The organism is Cupriavidus sp. PB-02, from assembly GCF_058252315.1.
Genome location: NZ_JBXPSX010000003.1, coordinates 881,831 through 900,338, shown reverse-complemented (window position 1 = coordinate 900,338; position 18,508 = coordinate 881,831). Strand labels below are relative to the sequence as shown.

Sequence of the window (18,508 nt, the reverse complement as noted above, 5' to 3'; positions counted from 1 at the left end):
GCGTCCGCAAATAGTGGTTGCGGACGCAAGCCTGCCCACTCTCAGCCGCAAAAGTCAGTATGACTCCCCCTGGTGAAGCAAGAGGCTGGCCCGCCGCGAGGAATCAAACGCGGGTTAGCATGACTGCCAGAGCCGCATGGTGTGGACAGTGCCACACCCGGCGATTTCCAGCGCGGAGGCCAGCATGGAACACGATAGCACTTTGTATGTCGGGTTGGATGTCCATAAGGACTCGATCACGGTCGCCTATGCAATCGGCATGGGTGAGGTCGAGCTGCTTGGCAAGATCGGTACCTCGAAGACCGATATTGATCGCCTGTGCAAGCGCTTGCAGTCCAAAGCGCGCCGCATCCGCATCGTCTACGAGGCAGGCCCTTGTGGCTATGGCCTTTACCGGCAGCTTGCAGGGAAGGGATTCGACTGCATGGTGTGCGCGCCCTCGCTGATCCCGAAGAAGCCTGGTGAGCGCGTCAAGACCGATCGGCGCGATGCGGTCAAGCTCGTGCGATCGCTACGCGCTGGCGACCTCTCGCCGGTGTATGTGCCCAGCGTGGAGGACGAAGCATTCCGGGATCTGTCACGCGCGTGGGTCAGCGCCAAAGACGATCTGAAGCGCGCCCGGCAACGCCTGAAGGCCTTTCTGCTCTCGCACGGTGTCCGCTACAGCGGCAGAGCTGACTGGGGACCAGCGCACCGGCGCTGGATCAGTTCCTTTGCGTTCGACGCCGTTTGGCAACAACTTGCCTTTGATGAATATCGACGTGCCATCGAGGATCGGCTCGTGCAATGCAGCCGTCTCGAAGCGGCCTTGCGCGAAGCCGTGGTCAACTGGCGCTTCTATCCGGCTGTACTCGGCTTGCAGGCCATGCGCGGCGTGCAGTTCACCACGGCGATAGGCATGCTCGCCGAGTTGGGCGATCTCTCGCGCTTTGTCCATCCGCGCCAACTGATGGCTTGGCTCGGCGTGACGCCTGCCGAACACTCGTCCGGTGAGAAGCGGCGACAGGGCAGCATCACCAAGAACGGCAATAGCTATGCAAGAAAACTGCTAATCGAAGCCGCCTGGAGTTACCGGCACCCGCCACGTGTGAGCCCCGAGATTCAGCGCCGGCACGAAGGCATCCCGAAGGCCATCGTTGACCGCTCCTGGGACGCCCAGCTTCGACTGTGCCGGCGCTATCGGAGACTTGCCGCGCGCGGCAAGAACCCGAACATTGCGGTGGTTGCAGTGGCTCGCGAACTGAGCGGGTTCATCTGGGACATCAGCCAGCTCGCGATGTCGCTTGCCGTACCGAACGCGGCCCAGGCAGCGTAACCCACCCCCCCCCCGGAATCAGTCTATCTGTCACTACTATGAGACCAGTTTCCTGAAGGCGGCGTAGCCCGGCACACGAGCAACCCGCGACCTAGCTAGGCAACGGATTTCATCCGACTTGCGGCAAAAGATAGCGGCAGGCTCATTGGGCGGACCTCTGTAATGCGGTAACCAACCCGCGGATATCAGCATGATCCACCGTCGAGACTTACTGCTACGTCGCCCTCAGGAAATTGGGGGGGGAACAACATGCAACTGTGAAACTAAATCAAACCAAATCTCGATTGACATGGGGGAGTCATATCAGCTAGGTGCGCTTAATTTCGCGCTTACGAATGAACCCTTGGCTCATTCGGCTTTCGCAGCAGCCCGCTACACGCAGCGGGCGCTTTTTTTTGGTGGGAGATAAATGCGTACACGAATCGTTCGCGTTGTCCCGGCCGGAAATGGCTGGGCACTCGAAATAGAAGGCCTTGCGGAACGGCCCCAGCGGTTTTCATCCCTTGAAGGCCTGCGACCAAGATAAAGGTTTATGCTCTGCAGCGCACAAGCCTTTATCTTGGTCAGGGGCCTATTTCCTAGGCAAGCCAGTGCAAACAGCCCTGGTAGCGGCTAAGCCGACCGCGAGCGTGAGCTTATCCACAGATTCTGTGAATAAGTCATGCGCTGCTCATGGAGTCTTTTCCACTGACCCTCGTGCCGCTTCGGGCTGCAGTCACACTGGTTTATGCTCGGGTCGGCTGAAAACTGTGGACACGAACTAGTACCGCTGCACAGAGGTTATGACAGTTTGGCTGGGTTGTAAGACAGGCAAGCAGTTGTGGTCAACGAGCAGTTCGATGGTGCGAGCGATGCCTGCTTGGCGGCGGATCAATCCATTGCGTTCGAGGTTGAGCACCATTTGATGGACGGAAGGAGCCGTGACGGCGAAAAAGCGCTGCATGTCGCGCTCGGCCGGAGAGCGGCCGTTTATCAAGCTGTAGGCCCATATGAAGGCGAGATACTGACCTTGCTTGTCGGTGAAGCTCGGACAGGCTGAGCGCTCGCCAGACAATGGAAGCGATTTCTGATTCATTCGGAACCCCCGCAGTCGAAGGAGGCCCCCCAGAAGGAGGCCATCCGAATGAATTTACGCTATCGAGTCGAGCTCGACCAATCCGAGCGTGAGGCGCTTGCTGCCATGCTAAGCGGCGGCAAGCATGCGGCACGCAAGCTCAAGCGAGCGCAAATCCTCCTTGCAGCGCATGCAGGCCAGGATGACGCGAGCATTGCAGCCACCGTGGCGGTTGGCGAATCCACGGTGTACCGCACCAAGCGCCGCTTCGTGGAGATGGGTCTGGAAGCGGCGCTGAACGAACAGCCTCGACCCGGGGCGCAGCGCAAGCTCAGCGGCAAGGAGGAGGCCCTGCTGATTGCCACCGCCTGCACCAACCCGCCACCGGGACGTGCGCGCTGGACGCTGGAATTGCTCGCCGACACGCTCGTCAAACTGACCGAGCACGAAGAGCTATCGCGCGAGACGGTACGCCGGCGCCTGGCCGAGAACGATCTGAAGCCCTGGCGCAAGGACATGTGGTGCATTCCCAAGATCGACGCGGAGTACGTTGCACGCATGGAAGACGTGCTCGACCTGTATGCCGAAACCCCGGACCCGCAACACCCGGTGGTGTGCTTCGATGAAAGCCCGACCCAGCTCATCGGCGAGGTACGCCAACCGATTCCGGCCGAGCCGGGTAAACCTTTGCGCTACGACTGCGAATACAAGCGCAACGGCACCGCTAATCTGTTCGTCTTCCTCGATGCGCACCGTAGCTGGCGCAAGGTCAAAGTCACTGAACGGAGAACGGCAGATGACTTCGCCCAGTGCATGCGCGACCTGGTCGATATCCACTACCCCCAGGCACCGCGCATCCGGGTCGTGCTGGACAATCTGTCGACCCACACGCCGGCTGCGCTCTACCAAGCCCTGCCACCAGCAGAGGCACGCCGCATCCTGCAGCGGATCGAATTCCACTACACCCCCAAGCACGCCAGTTGGCTCAACATGGTCGAGATCGAAATCGGCGTGCTGCGAAGCCAGTGCCTGGATCGCCGCATCGACTGCCGCGATCGGCTGATCACCGAGGTCGCGGCTTGGGAGCAACTGCGAAACGTCAGCGGCGCTCGCATCAACTGGATGTTCTCTACCGAAACGGCACGGGAGAAATTGGCCAAAGCCTACCCAGTACCGACCTCTGACAAACCGTCATAACCTCTGTGCAGTGGTACTAGCGTATGCGCGCTCCATCTTGGCCAAAGAATCAACACCAGCAATGTCGACGGACAATTCCGGAAGGCCGGCATCGACTACGGCCGTGTTGCCGAATGCCACGGTCCATATATCACCTCCAGTGCTCGAAGCCTTGTTCTGAAGAGGTATGGTTCGCCGAGGGCCTAATCGAGGTGACGGCACATATAGTGAGTCCTTATGCCGAAGCGTCGGAGCGTCTCTCTGGATAAGTGCAGCTCATGCGTCACGCTGTCTGCAGGAGTTAAGGTGAAGCCGCATCGGGCAAAAAAGCCAGGTTGCTCGGGGTTGAGGACTGTTGCCTTTATGCAGCCATGGGCCCGTGCGCGCATCAGGAGTGTGCTGACCAGATAGGTTGCAACACGGTGCCCGCGGCACTCCGGAAGGACAGCCACCGCGTGAATGGCGAAGGTGCGACCATGCTGTTCTCCGTAGGCACAGCCGACCACCTTTCCGCCCATGGTGGCGATATGAAATAGGCTGGACGGGTGTTCTATTTCGTCATAAGGCAAGCCGCAAGTCTGCAGGACTCGCGAGATGGCCTCTGACTCCGCTGACCCAGCAGCCCGTAGTCGGATATCTCTTATCATTGTTGACCCTTTTTTGCTGCGCTGCACGGGTGTTAGCGACCACCTCTGAAAGCAGCTTCCTCCAAAGCCCGACAATATGCATCGAAGTTGTTTTGAATGTCATCACCCGTCCGTGGGGTGTTGACTCACAGTGTGATGGATTTTTAGTTGCAGTGCTTTGTCATTCTCTTGCATTCTGTACTCACCCAGGTGCGACCGCAGCGACTTTGACTCCCGCAGTTACAACCAGTCGCCCCGAGCGCGCGGGGCCTTGCAGAACGTGAGACCGACGTTACCTGGACGCGATAGGGGACGATAACGTTGTGCTTACCGCACTCGTCCGAAAGCAGTGGCCGCGCGATCCAACACGTTTAGCTGCCCTTCTGGATTTGAGGCGTAGTTTGTCACGACGATGGCTGGGCACCATCACCACCGGCGCTGGTCCCGCCCATCGGAAGCCACAAACAGCGTCTTACCGAATGACGGTTTCAAGCATCCTTGGCTCGCCAGGCGTCGCCGTGGGGAATCGGCCGGCATGGCATCCTTACCTTCGATGACTAAGGCAGGGATCACGATGACATGACAATGCTAGGGTGAAAGAAACAGCCCGCCGCCATCCGATCGGAAGTGAGAAAGAGCGTCCAGCAGCCAAGAGGAGGCAATTTTTGGCGCCCTGATTTTTGAACCAAATTCACTTCCTTCCCCCGCTGTCCCCACCGGCGGGCTGTACTGACAAGGTTACGTGGTTGAAACAAGTTACGGTATGAGCCCTATGGCGTATTCGGAAAGGATGGCCTCGACGATGTGGCGGACGCAAAGTAACGACTGGGTCATATTTGCTCCGGAAAAATGAGGGTGATCTTTGCCATCTTGCCGTTTTCGTCATCCAAAACGGATTACCCCCAAAGCGGGGAAGGGCCGCGCTGGTAGCTAGGAAACGGTGCCGAGGGTGAAATTCTCGCATGTCGGTGCTCATCGCAGCGTTCAACCTGTTTTAGTACAGCTCCCAGCGAGACGTTGCACGACGCTCGACTGCGCCAGCAGCGACCCTGGTTCAGCGGCCCGCCGGCCTTTCCTCTTGTTACGTCGTGATGACAGCGCGTTCAGTCCCTGGGGCACCTGTGGCCACTGCCGCCTTAGTGTTTCCCCGATTGTCTTATCAATTGGATGCACTGATAATCGCGCCCTTCCCAGCGATATTCGCGTCGAGTCCATTGTTGACGGGCATTTCCGGCGGTTGTCAACGTAGTTGTCACGTCACCTCACGCAACCTGCTTTAGTTCTGCCGGCGCAATCCGCTCCGGATTGAGCCAGACTTCGTCCGCCAAACTCCAGTTCCGCGTCGGCCCGGACCAACGCTCTGGCGTTCTGGCCTTCGCCTCTGCATAGATCGCTTCTCGTTGAGCCAGCACCGCTGCGGATATACCGCTATGGCGCTGCGCCGGTGTCACGAATTTCAGTCCACTATGCTTGTGCTCGTGGTTGTACCAACGCACGAATCGCTGCGTCCATGCGCGTGCCTCGTCCACGCTGCCGAATGCCTGGCGCGGGTAGTCCGGCCGGTATTTGCAGGTCCGGAACAGCGACTCCGCGTAGGGGTTGTCATTGCTCACGCGCGGCCGGCTGAACGAAGCGACCACCCCCAGGTTTTCCAGGGTGGCCAGCATCGTCGCACCCTTCATTGGACTGCCGTTATCCGAGTGCAGAACCAGAGGACGTCCAGCCAGACCTTCGGCCAAACTGGCTCGCCGCATGAGCAACGCCGCCAACTCCGCCGATTCCGCCCGATGCACTTCGTGACCGACGATCTTGCGGCTGAACACGTCCAGCATCATGTACCAGTAGTAATACTGGCCCTTGATTTCCGCTGGCAGTGGAGTAAGAGACAGGGCGTAGTCGGACTATTTCCCTGTCTCTCCTCCCCGAACCGGACTTGCACCTCTCAGCGCATCCGGCTCTCCGTTCAAGTGTTGCTCATAGCAAAGGCGACAACGGGGTAGCGCGACTCGATGGTACGGCGTGTCTCATCGCGCAGGATGTACGGATTTTCCGTCGGGGTACGCCAGGTAAAACGACCTTTGCGGCTGGTAACCAGGCGCCGAAGCGCCACCACCCCATACCACCCTCGACTGTTCTGGCCTTGTAACACCCATGTTGTAGCCTGTCCCGGCTCCGGCGCTCGGATATAGTCGCGCATCAGCGACCTGAACCCACGCCGATACTTGCGCGCGAGCCAGTGTCCGAGTTTCCAGAAGACTGTTCGGTCTAGCTTAGTGAACATGGTAGCCGTGTAGTCGGTGTATTGATAGAAGGCAGCCCAGCCAGCGATCTGCCGATTCAGGCTTTCCATCAGGTCCATCCGGTTCATGCCGTAGTTGCCCGAAAGTTGCTTGACGAGCCTCCCGGCAAAGCCTCGATACTTCTCCCACGGTATGGTCGTCACAGGCCGCATGCGGCCGCGTGGCCCACGCTTGCGAATGATCCGGTGACCGAGGAAGACAAAGCCGTCGTTCACATGCGTGATATGGGTCTTCTCCATATTCAGCGTTAGCTTCAGCTCGCCTTCGAGGAACCCACGGCATGCTTCACGTACTGTCTCAGCATGTTCACGCGTCCCCTTGACCACGATCACAAAGTCATCCGCGTACCGACAATAGGATACCGCTGGTTTCCACTGCCGATCTTCTCGAACAGCAATAGGCCGCTGTTTAAGAATTGCGAAGTTCCACGCCCACCGATCCTTCCGCACTTTCTTGCTCAGGTAGTTCCGCTCCATCCACGCATCGAATTCGTGCAACATGATGTTGGATAAGAGGGGCGAGATGACACCGCCCTGAGGAACGCCTTCGCTTGCTGCACGAAACAGTTCGCGATCAACACAGCCCGCTTTGATGAACTTCCAGAGCAGGTCAAGAAAGCGCTGATCGGCGATTCGCTTGCGAATCCCCTTCATGAGTAGGCGATGATGAACCGTATCAAAGTAGCTGGCGAGGTCGCCCTCGATAACCCAACGTCCCGCAGTACTTTGTTCACCGCCGTCTTGTAGTTGGAGCTTCACCGCGCGAATCGCGTGATGTACGCTACGGGCAGGCCTAAAGCCATATGAAGCCGGGTGGAAATCGCTCTCCCATATCGGCTCCATCGCCATCAACATTGCCCGTTGCACGATCCGATCCCGCAGGCTCGGGACGGTCAGCGCGAACTGCACAAGCGCTCAACGAGCATTTGGGATGGGCTGAGATCCGCCATCCGTTTCATCCGCTCCGGGGCCAGCGTTATCCGGTCCTGAAGACGCGCCGGGTGGCGGGCGTCGACACATTGCTGCTGGGTCATGTCGAGCGCGGCAGCTTCAGCATTGCCCGCGAATGGACCGACTGGGGCGCGCCTGCTGTCGAAGACGATTGCGAGATCCCTGTGTCTCGCTTCGATCTGGGCATGCTGCTGGAGCTGATCGCGTTGATCGATCAGCTTGCCGCTTCGTCCTCCAAGAAGTCATCAACCAAAGGAGCTTGATCAATGCATTTCATTGCCCTACTATCAGACCAGTTTTTAACGTGGTCCGCCAATGGAAGATATTCCGTCGTCAACATTACGCAGGCGTCGCGCGCAATTGCTCAAGCAAATGCCGGCGTTGGACACGCTCTTGCGGGGCTCGCTCATCGAACGCTACAAGCGCTGTGGCAAGCCTGGCTGCAAGTGCGCCGATGGCCCAGGTCATGGCCCCAAGTACTACTTGTCGGTGAGTTTTCCCGGGCGCCGACCACAAATGGACTACGTGCCACAAGCCGATTTCGCCGACGTCACCGAACGCCTGGCGAGCTATCACCGTGTCCGCGAGATCATCGAGGAGATCTGCGAGATCAATCGCGAACTATTACGCCGCCGCGAGGCGCTATAAGGGGCGTCGGTGAGCCAGTCGCCGCTGTCGCTCACCGACTCCATCGACCTGCAATCGGCCGGCGTACTCATCGCCAACATGCTCGAAGCCTGGCTCACCGCAGAGCCCGCGCTGGAGTTGACCGAGGAGGCCGTCGATGAACACCAAGATCACCCCCCAACATCAGAGCAAGCCGGCGTACATCTATATCCGCCAATCGACGCTGGCCCAAGTGCGACACCATCAGGAGAGCACGGAGCGCCAGTATGCGTTGCGCGACAAGGCGCTGGCATTGGGCTGGCCACAAACGTCGATCCGGATCCTGGATCGGGACCTCGGTCAGTCAGGCGCGCAGATGACGGGCCGCGAGGATTTCAAGACGCTGGTGGCGGATGTCTCGATGGGGCACGTGGGCGCCGTGTTTGCGCTGGAGGTCTCGCGCCTGGCGCGCTCGAATCTGGACTGGCATCGCCTGCTCGAGTTGTGCGCGCTCACCGGTACCTTGGTCGTCGACGCCGATGGGTGCTACGACCCGGGCGACTTCAACGACGGCCTGCTGCTGGGCCTCAAAGGCACGATGGCACAGGCCGAATTGCACTTTTTGCGCGGGCGCCTCCAAGGCGGCAAGCTCAACAAGGCGCAGAAGGGTGAGTTGCGCTTTCCACTGCCAGTCGGCTTGTGCTATGACGACGACGGCCGCATCGTCCTGGACCCCGATGACGAGGTACGCGGCGCCGTGCAGTTGGTGTTTCATCTCTTTCGAGAGACCGGCAGCGCATACGCGGTCGTCAAGCGCTTTGCCGAAGGTGGCTTGCGCTTTCCCAAGCGCGCCTATGGCGGCGCTTGGGCGGGCCGGCTCATCTGGGGGCGCCTGAGCCATGAGCGCGTGATCGGCCTGATCAAGAATCCTTCGTATGCGGGCATTTATGTCTTTGGACGGTACCAGTACCGGCAACGCATCACGCCACAGGGAGAGGTCCAAAAGCGCGTGCAGCCGGTACCCAAGGCGGACTGGCGTGTCCATCTGCCCGACCATCACGAAGGGTATATCACCCCGGAGCAATTCGAGCGCAACCAGGCACGCCTGGCGCGCAACCGAACCAACGGCGAAGGTACCGTGCTCAGCGGTGCGGCGCGTGAAGGATTGGCGCTGCTTCAGGGGCTGCTGCTATGTGGCTGCTGCGGTCGGGCGCTGACCGTGCGCTACCAGGGTAACGGTGGCATCTACCCAATGTACTTGTGCAATGCGCAGCGCCGCCAGGGTTTAGCGACCAGAGATTGCATGAGCGTGCGCAGCGACCTGCTCGACAACGCGATCGGCGAAGCAATGCTCGCGGCCCTGCGGCCAGCCGAATTCGAACTCGCCGTGACCGCCCTGAACGAACTCGAGCAGCGGGATCACGCCATCATGCGTCAGTGGCATATGCGCATCGAACGCGCCGAGTATGAAGTCGCTCTTGCCGAGCGTCGCTATCAGGAATGCGATCCCGCCAACCGTCTGGTCACGGGCACCCTCGAGCGGCGCTGGAATGACGCGATGCTTCGCCTCGAAGCGATCAAGACGGAAGCCGCCCAGTTCCAGAGCCAGAAGGCGCGCGTTGCCACACCCGAACAGAAGGCCCAGATCCTCGCACTGGCGCACAATCTGCCGCGCCTCTGGCGTGCTCCGGCGACCCCGGCGAAGGATCGCAAGCGCATGCTGCGACTGCTCATCCGGGACATTACGGTCGAGAAACTGCCCGCAACCAGACAGGTGGTCCTACACGTGCGTTGGCAGGGAGGCAAATGTACCGACACCACCGTGACTTTGCCCAAGCCGGTCGCCGACGCGGTGCGCTATCCCACTGCAACCGTCGAGCACGTGCGCAAACTGTCGCAACATTTGTCCGAGCCACAAATCGTTGCGCACCTTAATCAGGAAGGCCTGCGCAGCCCAACTGGCAAATCGTTCACGCTCTCCATGGTCAAATGGATCCGCTACCGGTACGGGATTGCGGCGACCAACTTCATGCGGCCCGACGAACTCACGGTCCAGCAACTCGCTCACCGACTAGGCATCAGTCCACACGTCGTGTATTACTGGATTGAGCGCCAGGTGGTCCACGCTCGTAAGCTCGACGGGCGGGGCCCATGGTGGATCACGCTGGATCCCGTCAAGGAACAGCAACTGCGGGACTGGGTGCGCACTTCAGGGCATCTTCGGGGGCAACATTCCCACACTCAACTGTGAGAGGTGCATTATGAGATCACCGTCGGTATGCCGAGCGGCCTGAGCTTGCCGTTCGCTTTCGGTATGTACACGCGTCGCGCAGGCAACGGACTATATGAACCCGTCAGCAACTCGTCGCGTATCGTCGCCAGTTCATGCTGGAGATTCGCTTCCATCATGCACTTGTTGACCCCGTCCACGCCCGGCGTGCCGGCTCCACTGGAGGCCAGTGTAATGCGAGCCGCTTCGCTCAGCCAATCCCGATTGGCAATCAGCCTCAGGAGTCGATCGAACTTGCGTTCTTTGTTCTCCGTCGACCATGTCGCCAGTTTGCTTTGCATTTCACTGATTATCAAAGGTCTTCACCTCACTAGGGTCAGCTAGTCAACCAAACAAACCACTTCAACTGCCTCCCTTCGCCATGTGGCCGGCTTTCCCGACCTCGGACTACTACGGAGGCTCCGCCAGTTTGCACATCATCGGGGGCACACTCCCTTGGCATCTGTGCAAACCTTCCCCAGTTCACATGCTGGACTCACCGCATGAGCGAGGTTGCCTGTCGCAGTCTTTATCCTTGCTTGCCGCAAGTCGTCGCGGGCACCACGATCTAGCTGCGCGCTCCCCGTGGTTCCATGCTGACCAGCATACTTGTCCAGTCAGTACTCGTGCCCCCGGACCATGGATGTGCCCGGAAACAGCCCGCGTCCTGCCCATAAAGCGGTGTGGGCAGGGGTGACATTTCAACCCTCAGATGCGTTTCAACAGGTTCGTGTTCCTCAACCGTCCCATGCTCAGCCTAGAGACTCATCTTGGCGTAACCGCTTCGCCGCAAGCCCCGTTTCCCACGGACTACGTCACCCTGCCAGTGTCAGCAGGTCACCGCCGCTTCGGCTCACTTCCCCTCGCAGCAGAGGAAGGGCATACCCCGGTACTGCAATGTCACTTCCACCGGGTCCTGCATTCCAAACATGCTCAAGCAGCTTCACCCCCAAACGGGCGGGCTACGCTGGCTGGGCGTACTCCAGGTGATGTCCCAGCTCCACACCTGATTGGGCCCGGTGGCGCAATGGCTGGTCACCACCCGGGCCGAGGGCTTGCGCGCACGACCGCGGTGATGCTGCTGCGACGCGCTACGCAAGACACGATAGAAGCTCGACTCCGAGGCCACGTACTGGCCGCAGTCCGCCAGCGTCGGGACGATCTGGCTGGGCGGCAAACTGGCAAACTCCACGCTGTTGGCTACCTCAAGAATTAGCTGGCGTTCCGGCTCGCTGAGCTTGTTGGCTGGCGCTGGCCGCTCAGTGGTGGTGCGAGCATCTGCGACCACCTCATCGCCCTCCTGAACCCAGCGCTGGAAGGTGCGCAAGCTCAGACCCAACTCGTCGCAAGCCTGGGCCAGTCGGCAGCCTGAGCGTTCTGCCTCTCGAATCAACGATATACACAACCGGCGATCTGGGACGCTGATCAGTCGTCCTCTTTTTCTCCCCAAATCGCCCGGGCTTTTTTTCTCAGAATCAGCAACGCGGCCGCTTCCGCCAGCGCCTTCTCCTTTCGCTGTAATTCCTTCTCAAGCTGCTGGATGCGCTTCTTGTCACCCTTGGACTGAAGCCGTTGTTCTCGCGCCTGTTCACCGGCGTTGGCATTGGCCGATCGACAGGCCTCTCGCCAGGCAGCGATCTGCTCCGCGTAAAGACCCTTGCGGCGGCAATACTCCGCCAATTCCGCTTCATTGAGCGGCGCGGTTTCCAGCACCACCGCAAACTTGTCTGCCGAGGACCAGGCCTCGGGGTTCTTTCCATCTCCCGGCACCGGGACTCCTTGCGCTTTCATCTGTCGACGCCAAGCATACAGCGTTTGCTCAGTGATCCCCGTCTGCTTTGCCAGCGCCGACACCAACGCGTTCTCGGGCGGCATCATGCGGCGCAACAGCGCTTCCTTTCGCTCTGCTGAATAGGCTCTCATTCACTCTGACTCTACCGCCCCCAGACTGGGTCAATCGAAATCAGGTAACACGACAACTATTCTGACGCCGGGGGGAGCCATCGACGATCATGATGAACAGCGTCCCAGCGATCGCACCGTCTTCGCCGCCAGAGATCTCAAAGCGGACCCTCCTGAAGGGCCCTGATTTTGCGCCAGGCCTGCGATGCTCCGGTGACGCCCTCGCGATCCCGGCGGTCGCCCGTCTGGCTTGATGGCTTAGCGGGTTGTGAAGGACCAGCTCAGGTTGACCGGCTGGGTTCCCAGCTTGCCGGCTACGGTCACAGAGTAGCGCTGCTTGCTGGCCAGCGGCGTCTGCGGCGTACAGATGGCCAGCCCGCGTGCGTAGCTAGACATTCCGGTGGAACGGCTATCGACCTTGAGGCAGGAGACGTTGCGGCCCTGGGCGTCGGCAAGTGTGAAGGTGTCGGTGGCGAACTGCAGGCTGGTATTGATGGCTTGCAGCAAGACTGGATAGCCTACCGTCTTGCCCTCGTAACCGGGAGCCGGGTTGGGGCTTTCATTGTTGACCCAGCTCGGCGGCACGTCGGTCTGGCCATCGAAGGGATAGGCCACCATCTGGTTGTCGGTACCAGGCTTGCTCGCGTCGGCCAGGTCGATAGTCTGGAAGTACCTCGCGGCGGTGCCGCTGCCGTTGGGGCCGACGCTCTCGGCATAGCCGCTGCCAGCTGACTGGTAGCTGCCCAGCAGCGCAGCGCGGTGGAAGGGAGCATTGAGCAGATCCACCACCAGGGCATCCTTGGGCGAAAGCGACAGTTGCGCATTGGCGACTGAGGTCCACCTATTGGCGCCGGCCACCACTTCAGCGGTGGCCTTGGTCGGGTAGAGCGCCTGGATACGCGCGTCTGGCGTGGCACCGGTATAGCCAGGCTTGCCCGACTGTTCGGAGTGGGTCAGCATGTTGTTGGCCAGCATATAACTGGTGTGGTTCTGCGCCGCCGTGCCGAGCGCATCGCGTGCCACCAACGGCGGCAGTCCGATCTGTTCGCGCCGGAAATTGACATAGCAAAGGCCTGCACTGCGCGGCTCGCCGAGCACGGTGTAGTTGCTAACGCCGGCGCCGCGGGCGGGCAGCAGGCTGACCACCGTGGTGTTGGCCGGTGCCGGTACGCTGCCGCTGACGGTGTAGCACGCCCCCCAGTGGCGGGCGTTGTCGGCGTCGTCGGGCTCCCGGAGCCGCCTCGTCTGCTGGTGTATGGCTGAGTCGCGGAGTTGCTACCTGAGGCGACTGCCTTGGTGGCACTATCACCTCCGTCGCCGTCGCCACCGCAGCCGGACAGCACTACAGCGGCGCAGGCGGCGATCAGGTGGAGCGCCGGATAGATGTAAGCAGGGCGCGCCGCGCGCGGTTGAATGGAGGAATTCGCAAGCAAGGATTTCCCAGGCATCGGTCTGCAGGTAAGTTGACGAAGATGAAGGGGAACTGCCCAGGCATCCGCCCGCACAGGCAGACGCCGGACGGCGGTGCGGGCGCGACGGTTTGCTATGGCAGAAAAGGCGTCCGGGCTGAACCGGCCGGGCACGATCTTATGAGCAAGTGCCGTGCAGCGCCCAGCTTGCTAACAATGGCTTAGATGTGACCCGCCAGCGCAGCACTTGCCCCTGCCGGGGATCCAGGCGGCACTTGATTGCCGCTCGCAGATCTTTTGCAGTAAGCATTGAGAGCGCGCAAGAGCGGGAGCTAAGATCAGAGCTAAGATCAGGTCTTCCCGCGCTATATCAAACTGGCCGGCTATCGCCGTTGCGCTTCCGCCATCTTTGGCAAGCACTGCTCAGCAGCAGCAGCGCGCGAGGCCGGGATGAACGTGAAGCGTTAGCTCTGCCATGACACGTCGATAAGGCACGATAACGTTGCCTTATCAAAGCCCGGATGTCCCTTCGAGATAAAGTCAAATCTGGTGTATGAAGGTTGATCGTGGCCGGTCGTCAGGCGGCGAGTTTCTGCTGAACCGGCGGATTGTCTTGCGCCGGGGCACCGTCCTTGAAGGGGACGCCCTTCAAGAGCAGTTCGATGTGTTCGGCACCTTTGATGCGGCGCCATGTTTTCTCGGCTTCCTCGATCAGCTTGAAGGCCAGGCCAAGGAAAGTCGCTCGTGACACGCAATTGCGCGTGCGCGTCGTGCGGTGACGCACGGTCGCGAAGGTCGACTCAATCGCGTTGGTCGTGCGGATGTGCTGCCAGTGCTCGGCCGGGAAGTCGTAGAAGGTCAGCAGGCTGTCTCGGTCCTTGGTGAGCACGCCGGTGGCCTTGGGGTACTTGGCGCCGTAGATCGTCGCAAAGCGATCGAAGGCAGCATAGGCATCTGCCCTGGTGGCCGCCATCCAAATCGCCTGCAGATCTGCCTTGGCGCGGCCGTGCTGGGACTTGGGCAAGGCGTTCAGGACATTGCCCATCTTGTGGAACCAGCAACGCTGGGCGCGCGTGGCCGGGAACACCTCCTCCAGGGCAGCCCAGAATCCCATGGCGCCATCGCCGACCGCCGCCAGCGGGCCAGCCTGCAGGCCGCGGGATTTCAGGTCCAACAGTACTTCCACCCACGATGCCTTCGATTCCCGATAGCCGTCACCGATCGCCACGCGCTCCTTCTTGCCGTCTGGCGTAACGCCGATGATGACCAGCAGGCATTGCCCGTCCGATCCCTCGCTACGCAGACCCGTGTGGATGCCGTCCACCCACCAATACACATGGCGCGCCGCCGACAGATCACGCTGATTCCAGCTCGCATGCTCGTCTGCCCACTGCGCCTTCAATCGGCTCACCACGTTGGCCGATAGCCCTTTGGCATCCTCACCAAGCAGCACCGACAACGCCTCGCTCATGTCGCCTGTCGATACTCCCTTCAGATACAGCCAGGGCAGCGCTGCACTCACCCGCGGCGACTTCCTCACATACGGCGGCACGATCGCCGAGTTGAACTTCACGCCAGACCCGGACCGATCGCGCACCTTGGGCACCTTCACGGCAATCGGGCCGGCCCCCGTCAGCACCTCGCGCTCCGGGAGGTAGCCATTGCGAACCACGGCGCGCTGCCCGCTCAACGTCTTGACATTACTGAACTGCTCAAGCAGCTCTGCCAGCTCCACTTCAATCGCCTCCTGGATGACCCGCCGAGCCCCGCGCCTGATCAGCTCCTCGAGCCCAAGCCCGATTTCCGATAGACCGACTGCTTCTTTCCCTTTATCCTTGCTCATGGTGGACCTTTCTTGTGCTGGTTTCCGATCTCGACAATCAGATTCTCAGCGGAAAGCTCCACCGCCCTCTACTCCGCGCCTCAAATTCCCCGCCCGTACACCAGTTTCGACTTTAGCTCTGTCCCTTCCTCGGTTGGCCCAAAGGTCAGCGGTGAGGGCGAAGTTAGTCCGTATCTTTTTTCCAGTTTCTACGGCGCTAGCGAAGGCATTCCTACCATCAAGGCGCGTCGAGCGGAATTTTTAAGTAGCGCACGCCGTTGGATTCTGGCGTTGGCAATTCGCCGGCGCGCATGTTGACCTGCACTGAGGGGAGGATCAGCGCGGGCATCGGTAACGTGGCATCCCGCGCCTCGCGCATCGCGACAAATTCCTCCTCCGGGATGCCATCGCGCACATGGATGTTGTTCGCGCGCTCGTCCGCTACCGTGGTCACGTAGCGTAGTTCCCGGCCGCCAGGCTTGTAGTCGTGGCACATGTAAAGGCAAGTCTCCGGCGGGAGGCTCAGCAACTTGCCGATGGAACGGTAAAGAGTGCCTGCATCGCCGCCTGGAAAGTCGCAGCGGGCGGTACCATAGTCGGGCATGAATAGCGTGTCGCCGACGAAGGCTGCCATCTCGTGGCCGTCGCTGTCGCTGATCACATAGGTCATGCAGGCCGGTGTGTGGCCGGGCGTGTGCATCGCCCGCGCCTGCAGGCTACCGATGGCAAAGGTATCGCCATCGGTCAGCAGCCGATCGAACTGGCGCCCCTCGCGCGAGAATTCCGGCCCGGCATTGAACAGCTTGCCGAAGACCTTCTGTACTGTGGTGATTTGGTTCCCGATGGCGGTCTGTCCGCCGAGTCGCCGCTTAAGATATGGCGCGGCCGAGAGATGGTCGGCATGGACGTGCGTTTCCAGAATCCATTGCACGGTGGCGTCCAGTTCCTGCACGCGCGCTACCAGCCGGTCAGCGCTGGTGGTGCGCGTGCGGCCGGACTTCGGGTCGTAGTCGAGCACGCTGTCGATAAGGGCGCATTGCCGGGTCGAGCTATCGAGCAAAATGTAGCTCAGGGTCCCGGTATCGGGGTCGAAGAAGGCGTCGACTTCCATGGACGTTGAAGAATTTTTGGCTGGCGTCATCGTGGGCTAGTGATTGGGGCGCCGTGAAAGGGCGTCTCGGTGTGCCGGCGCAAGGCCGGCGTCCGGTTTTCTGCAGTGTGCATACGTCGAGCGCAAGAGCGGTCAGGGTACTACGCAAGCGCCTTGAACATATCCTCGACCACCTTCTTGGCGTCGCCGAACACCATCATGGTCTTGTCTATGTAGAACAGCTCGTTGTCGAGCCCCGCATAGCCGGCGGCCATCGAGCGCTTGTTGACGATGATGGTTTTGGCCTTGTACGCCTCCAGGATCGGCATGCCCGCGATCGGCGACTTGGGATCGGTCTTGGCCGCCGGGTTGACCACGTCGTTGGCGCCCAGCACCAGCACGACGTCGGCCTGGCCGAACTCGCTGTTGATGTCTTCCATCTCGAAGACCTGGTCGTACGGCACCTCGGCCTCGGCCAGCAGCACGTTCATGTGGCCCGGCATGCGGCCCGCCACCGGATGGATCGCGTATTTCACGGTCACGCCCTTCTCGGCCAGCTTCTCGGTCAGTTCCTTCAGCGCGTGTTGGGCGCGCGCCACGGCCAGGCCGTAGCCGGGCACGATGATGACCGTCTCGGCATTGCCCATCAGGAACGCGGCGTCGTCGGCCGAGCCGGACTTCACGTTGCGCTGGCCCTGGTCCACCGCCGCCGTCGCGCCAGTGGCGCCGCCGAAGCCGCCCAGCAGCACGTTGAAGAACGAGCGGTTCATCGCCTTGCACATGATGTACGAGAGGATGGCACCGGACGATCCCACCAGCGAGCCGGCGATGATCAGCATCGGGTTGTTCAGCGAGAAGCCGATGCCCGCCGCCGCCCAGCCCGAGTACGAGTTCAGCATCGACACCACCACCGGCATGTCGGCGCCGCCGATCGGGATGATGATGGTCACGCCCAGCACGAAGGCGATCGCCAGCATGATCAGGAACGGCAGCCACGCCTGCGACATGAAGAAGATGATGCCGAAGCCGACCATCGCCACCGCCAGCAGCAGGTTCAGCCAGTGCTGGCCGGCAAACACCACCGGCGCGCCCTGGAACAGGCGGAACTTGTAGCGTCCGGCCAGCTTGCCGAAGGCGATCACCGAGCCCGAGAAGGTGATGGCGCCGACAAAGCAGCCGATGAAGAGCTCGATGCGGTTGCCCAGCGGGATCAGGTGCGAGCCCGCCGGCGCGATGCCGAACGCGGCCGGCTCGGCCACCGCGGCCACGGCGATGAACACCGCCGCAAGACCGATCAGCGAGTGCATCGCCGCGACCAGCTCGGGCATCCTGGTCATCTGCACCTTCCTGGCCACATAGGCGCCGATGCCGCCGCCGACCACCAGCGCCGCCAGGATCAATGCCAGGCCGCTGCCGTTATTGCTGGCCTCGCCCGCACCCGCGCCAGACAGCAACTCGTTCTTCAGCTTCAGGATCAGCGCCACCGTGGTCAGCGCGGCCACCAGCATGCCGGCCATGCCGAAGGCATTGCCGCGCCGTGCCGTGGTCGGGTGCGACAGCCCCTTCAACGCCTGGATAAAGCACACCGACGCGCCCAGGTAGGACAGGGTCACCAGATTCATCAACAGGCCGTTCATCGCGCCACCTCCGCCAGCTCTCCGCCCACCTGCGCGCTGCCCCGCGGCTGTGCCTTGGGTGCCTTCTTGCGGAACATCTCCAGCATGCGCTGCGTGACCAGGAAGCCGCCGAACACATTGACCGCCGCCAGCGCCACCGCCAGCGTGCCCATGGCCCGGCCGACATTGCCTTCGGTCAGGCCGGCGGCCAGCATCGCGCCGACGATGATGATGGCCGAGATCGCATTGGTCACCGCCATCAGCGGCGTATGCAGCGCGGGCGTGACAGTCCAGACCACGTGGTAGCCCACGTAGATCGCCAGGACAAAGATGATCAGGTTGATCACCGTGTTGCTAACCATTTCCATTGATT

At 61.1% G+C, this 18,508-nt stretch carries 12 protein-coding genes and 4 pseudogenes; 5 read left to right on the top strand and 11 right to left on the bottom strand.

Annotated features, from left to right (window positions below):
• Window positions 1-184: 184 nt before the first annotated feature.
• On the top strand, window positions 185-1,315 hold the full coding sequence (locus AC10V3_RS38650; RefSeq protein ID WP_454751913.1) for an IS110 family RNA-guided transposase: 1,131 nt from the start codon (window positions 185-187) through the stop codon (window positions 1,313-1,315).
• Window positions 1,316-2,075: 760 nt separating this feature from the next.
• Here the strand turns inward: AC10V3_RS38650 and AC10V3_RS38645 are convergent.
• Complete coding sequence (locus AC10V3_RS38645) at window positions 2,076-2,390, bottom strand: LexA family protein (RefSeq protein WP_022540044.1); 315 nt, start codon at window positions 2,388-2,390, stop codon at window positions 2,076-2,078.
• A gap of 48 nt (window positions 2,391-2,438) precedes the next feature.
• On the opposite strand from AC10V3_RS38645, the gene AC10V3_RS38640 reads away from it, so the two are divergent.
• Window positions 2,439-3,566 (top strand): IS630 family transposase, encoded by a 1,128-nt coding sequence (locus tag AC10V3_RS38640; RefSeq protein WP_022540133.1) that lies wholly within the window; start codon window positions 2,439-2,441, stop codon window positions 3,564-3,566.
• 182 nt (window positions 3,567-3,748) lie between these two features.
• On the opposite strand, the gene AC10V3_RS38635 is transcribed toward AC10V3_RS38640, so the two are convergent.
• From AC10V3_RS38635 to AC10V3_RS38625, 3 genes and pseudogenes are all read right to left on the bottom strand, one after another.
• Window positions 3,749-4,063 carry a GNAT family N-acetyltransferase gene (locus AC10V3_RS38635; RefSeq protein WP_490924683.1) on the bottom strand — a complete coding sequence of 105 codons (315 nt, stop codon included), beginning with the start codon at window positions 4,061-4,063 and terminating at the stop codon, window positions 3,749-3,751.
• 1,370 nt (window positions 4,064-5,433) lie between these two features.
• Window positions 5,434-6,051: pseudogene (locus tag AC10V3_RS38630) on the bottom strand (transposase); the annotation flags it as partial.
• Window positions 6,052-6,134: 83 nt separating this feature from the next.
• A pseudogene (locus AC10V3_RS38625) lies at window positions 6,135-7,367 on the bottom strand (reverse transcriptase domain-containing protein); the annotation flags it as partial.
• Window positions 7,368-7,396: 29 nt separating this feature from the next.
• Here AC10V3_RS38625 and AC10V3_RS38620 point away from each other — a divergent pair.
• From AC10V3_RS38620 to AC10V3_RS38610, 3 genes are all read left to right on the top strand, one after another.
• Complete coding sequence (locus tag AC10V3_RS38620) at window positions 7,397-7,684, top strand: DUF5372 family protein (protein WP_035828052.1); 288 nt, start codon at window positions 7,397-7,399, stop codon at window positions 7,682-7,684.
• 52 nt (window positions 7,685-7,736) lie between these two features.
• On the top strand, window positions 7,737-8,069 hold the full coding sequence (locus AC10V3_RS38615) for a DUF6788 family protein (protein WP_349609875.1): 333 nt from the start codon (window positions 7,737-7,739) through the stop codon (window positions 8,067-8,069).
• A gap of 136 nt (window positions 8,070-8,205) precedes the next feature.
• Entirely contained in the window at window positions 8,206-10,278 is a 2,073-nt protein-coding gene (locus AC10V3_RS38610; protein WP_490924334.1) for a recombinase family protein, read from the top strand.
• 17 nt (window positions 10,279-10,295) lie between these two features.
• Here AC10V3_RS38610 and AC10V3_RS38605 read toward each other — a convergent pair.
• The 7 genes and pseudogenes from AC10V3_RS38605 to AC10V3_RS38575 form a co-directional block, all read right to left on the bottom strand.
• Window positions 10,296-10,598 (bottom strand): annotated as a pseudogene (locus tag AC10V3_RS38605) (group II intron reverse transcriptase/maturase); the annotation flags it as partial.
• Between the two features lie 680 nt (window positions 10,599-11,278).
• Window positions 11,279-12,219 (bottom strand): annotated as a pseudogene (locus AC10V3_RS38600) (transposase); the annotation flags it as partial.
• 237 nt (window positions 12,220-12,456) lie between these two features.
• The gene (locus tag AC10V3_RS38595) at window positions 12,457-13,344 is read right to left on the bottom strand and encodes a CAP domain-containing protein (RefSeq protein WP_490924339.1); all 888 of its coding nucleotides are present in this window, start codon (window positions 13,342-13,344) and stop codon (window positions 12,457-12,459) included.
• Between the two features lie 840 nt (window positions 13,345-14,184).
• Window positions 14,185-15,450 carry an IS256 family transposase gene (locus tag AC10V3_RS38590; RefSeq protein ID WP_490924338.1) on the bottom strand — a complete coding sequence of 422 codons (1,266 nt, stop codon included), beginning with the start codon at window positions 15,448-15,450 and terminating at the stop codon, window positions 14,185-14,187.
• Window positions 15,451-15,667: 217 nt separating this feature from the next.
• The gene (locus tag AC10V3_RS38585) at window positions 15,668-16,540 is read right to left on the bottom strand and encodes an MBL fold metallo-hydrolase (protein ID WP_349607131.1); all 873 of its coding nucleotides are present in this window, start codon (window positions 16,538-16,540) and stop codon (window positions 15,668-15,670) included.
• Between the two features lie 140 nt (window positions 16,541-16,680).
• Window positions 16,681-18,156 carry an NAD(P)(+) transhydrogenase (Re/Si-specific) subunit beta gene (locus tag AC10V3_RS38580; RefSeq protein WP_374063808.1) on the bottom strand — a complete coding sequence of 492 codons (1,476 nt, stop codon included), beginning with the start codon at window positions 18,154-18,156 and terminating at the stop codon, window positions 16,681-16,683.
• A complete protein-coding gene (locus tag AC10V3_RS38575) occupies window positions 18,153-18,503 on the bottom strand; it encodes an NAD(P) transhydrogenase subunit alpha part 2 (protein ID WP_022540283.1) in 351 nt (116 codons plus the stop codon). Before AC10V3_RS38575 ends, AC10V3_RS38580 begins: the two co-directional genes overlap by 4 nt.
• Between the last annotated feature and the right edge of the window lie 5 nt (window positions 18,504-18,508).

Bases quoted from the DNA above. Each gene is read 5' to 3' on its own strand.
- AC10V3_RS38610 (WP_490924334.1), top strand. From the start codon at position 8,206: ATGAACACCAAGATCACCCCCCAACATCAGAGCAAGCCGGCGTACATC.
- AC10V3_RS38590 (WP_490924338.1), bottom strand. From the start codon at position 15,450: ATGAGCAAGGATAAAGGGAAAGAAGCAGTCGGTCTATCGGAAATCGGG.
- AC10V3_RS38635 (WP_490924683.1), bottom strand. From the start codon at position 4,063: ATGGGCGGAAAGGTGGTCGGCTGTGCCTACGGAGAACAGCATGGTCGC.
- AC10V3_RS38650 (WP_454751913.1), top strand. From the start codon at position 185: ATGGAACACGATAGCACTTTGTATGTCGGGTTGGATGTCCATAAGGAC.
- AC10V3_RS38615 (WP_349609875.1), top strand. From the start codon at position 7,737: ATGGAAGATATTCCGTCGTCAACATTACGCAGGCGTCGCGCGCAATTG.
- AC10V3_RS38640 (WP_022540133.1), top strand. From the start codon at position 2,439: ATGAATTTACGCTATCGAGTCGAGCTCGACCAATCCGAGCGTGAGGCG.
- AC10V3_RS38585 (WP_349607131.1), bottom strand. From the start codon at position 16,540: ATGGAAGTCGACGCCTTCTTCGACCCCGATACCGGGACCCTGAGCTAC.
- AC10V3_RS38645 (WP_022540044.1), bottom strand. From the start codon at position 2,390: ATGAATCAGAAATCGCTTCCATTGTCTGGCGAGCGCTCAGCCTGTCCG.
- AC10V3_RS38580 (WP_374063808.1), bottom strand. From the start codon at position 18,156: ATGAACGGCCTGTTGATGAATCTGGTGACCCTGTCCTACCTGGGCGCG.
- AC10V3_RS38575 (WP_022540283.1), bottom strand. From the start codon at position 18,503: ATGGAAATGGTTAGCAACACGGTGATCAACCTGATCATCTTTGTCCTG.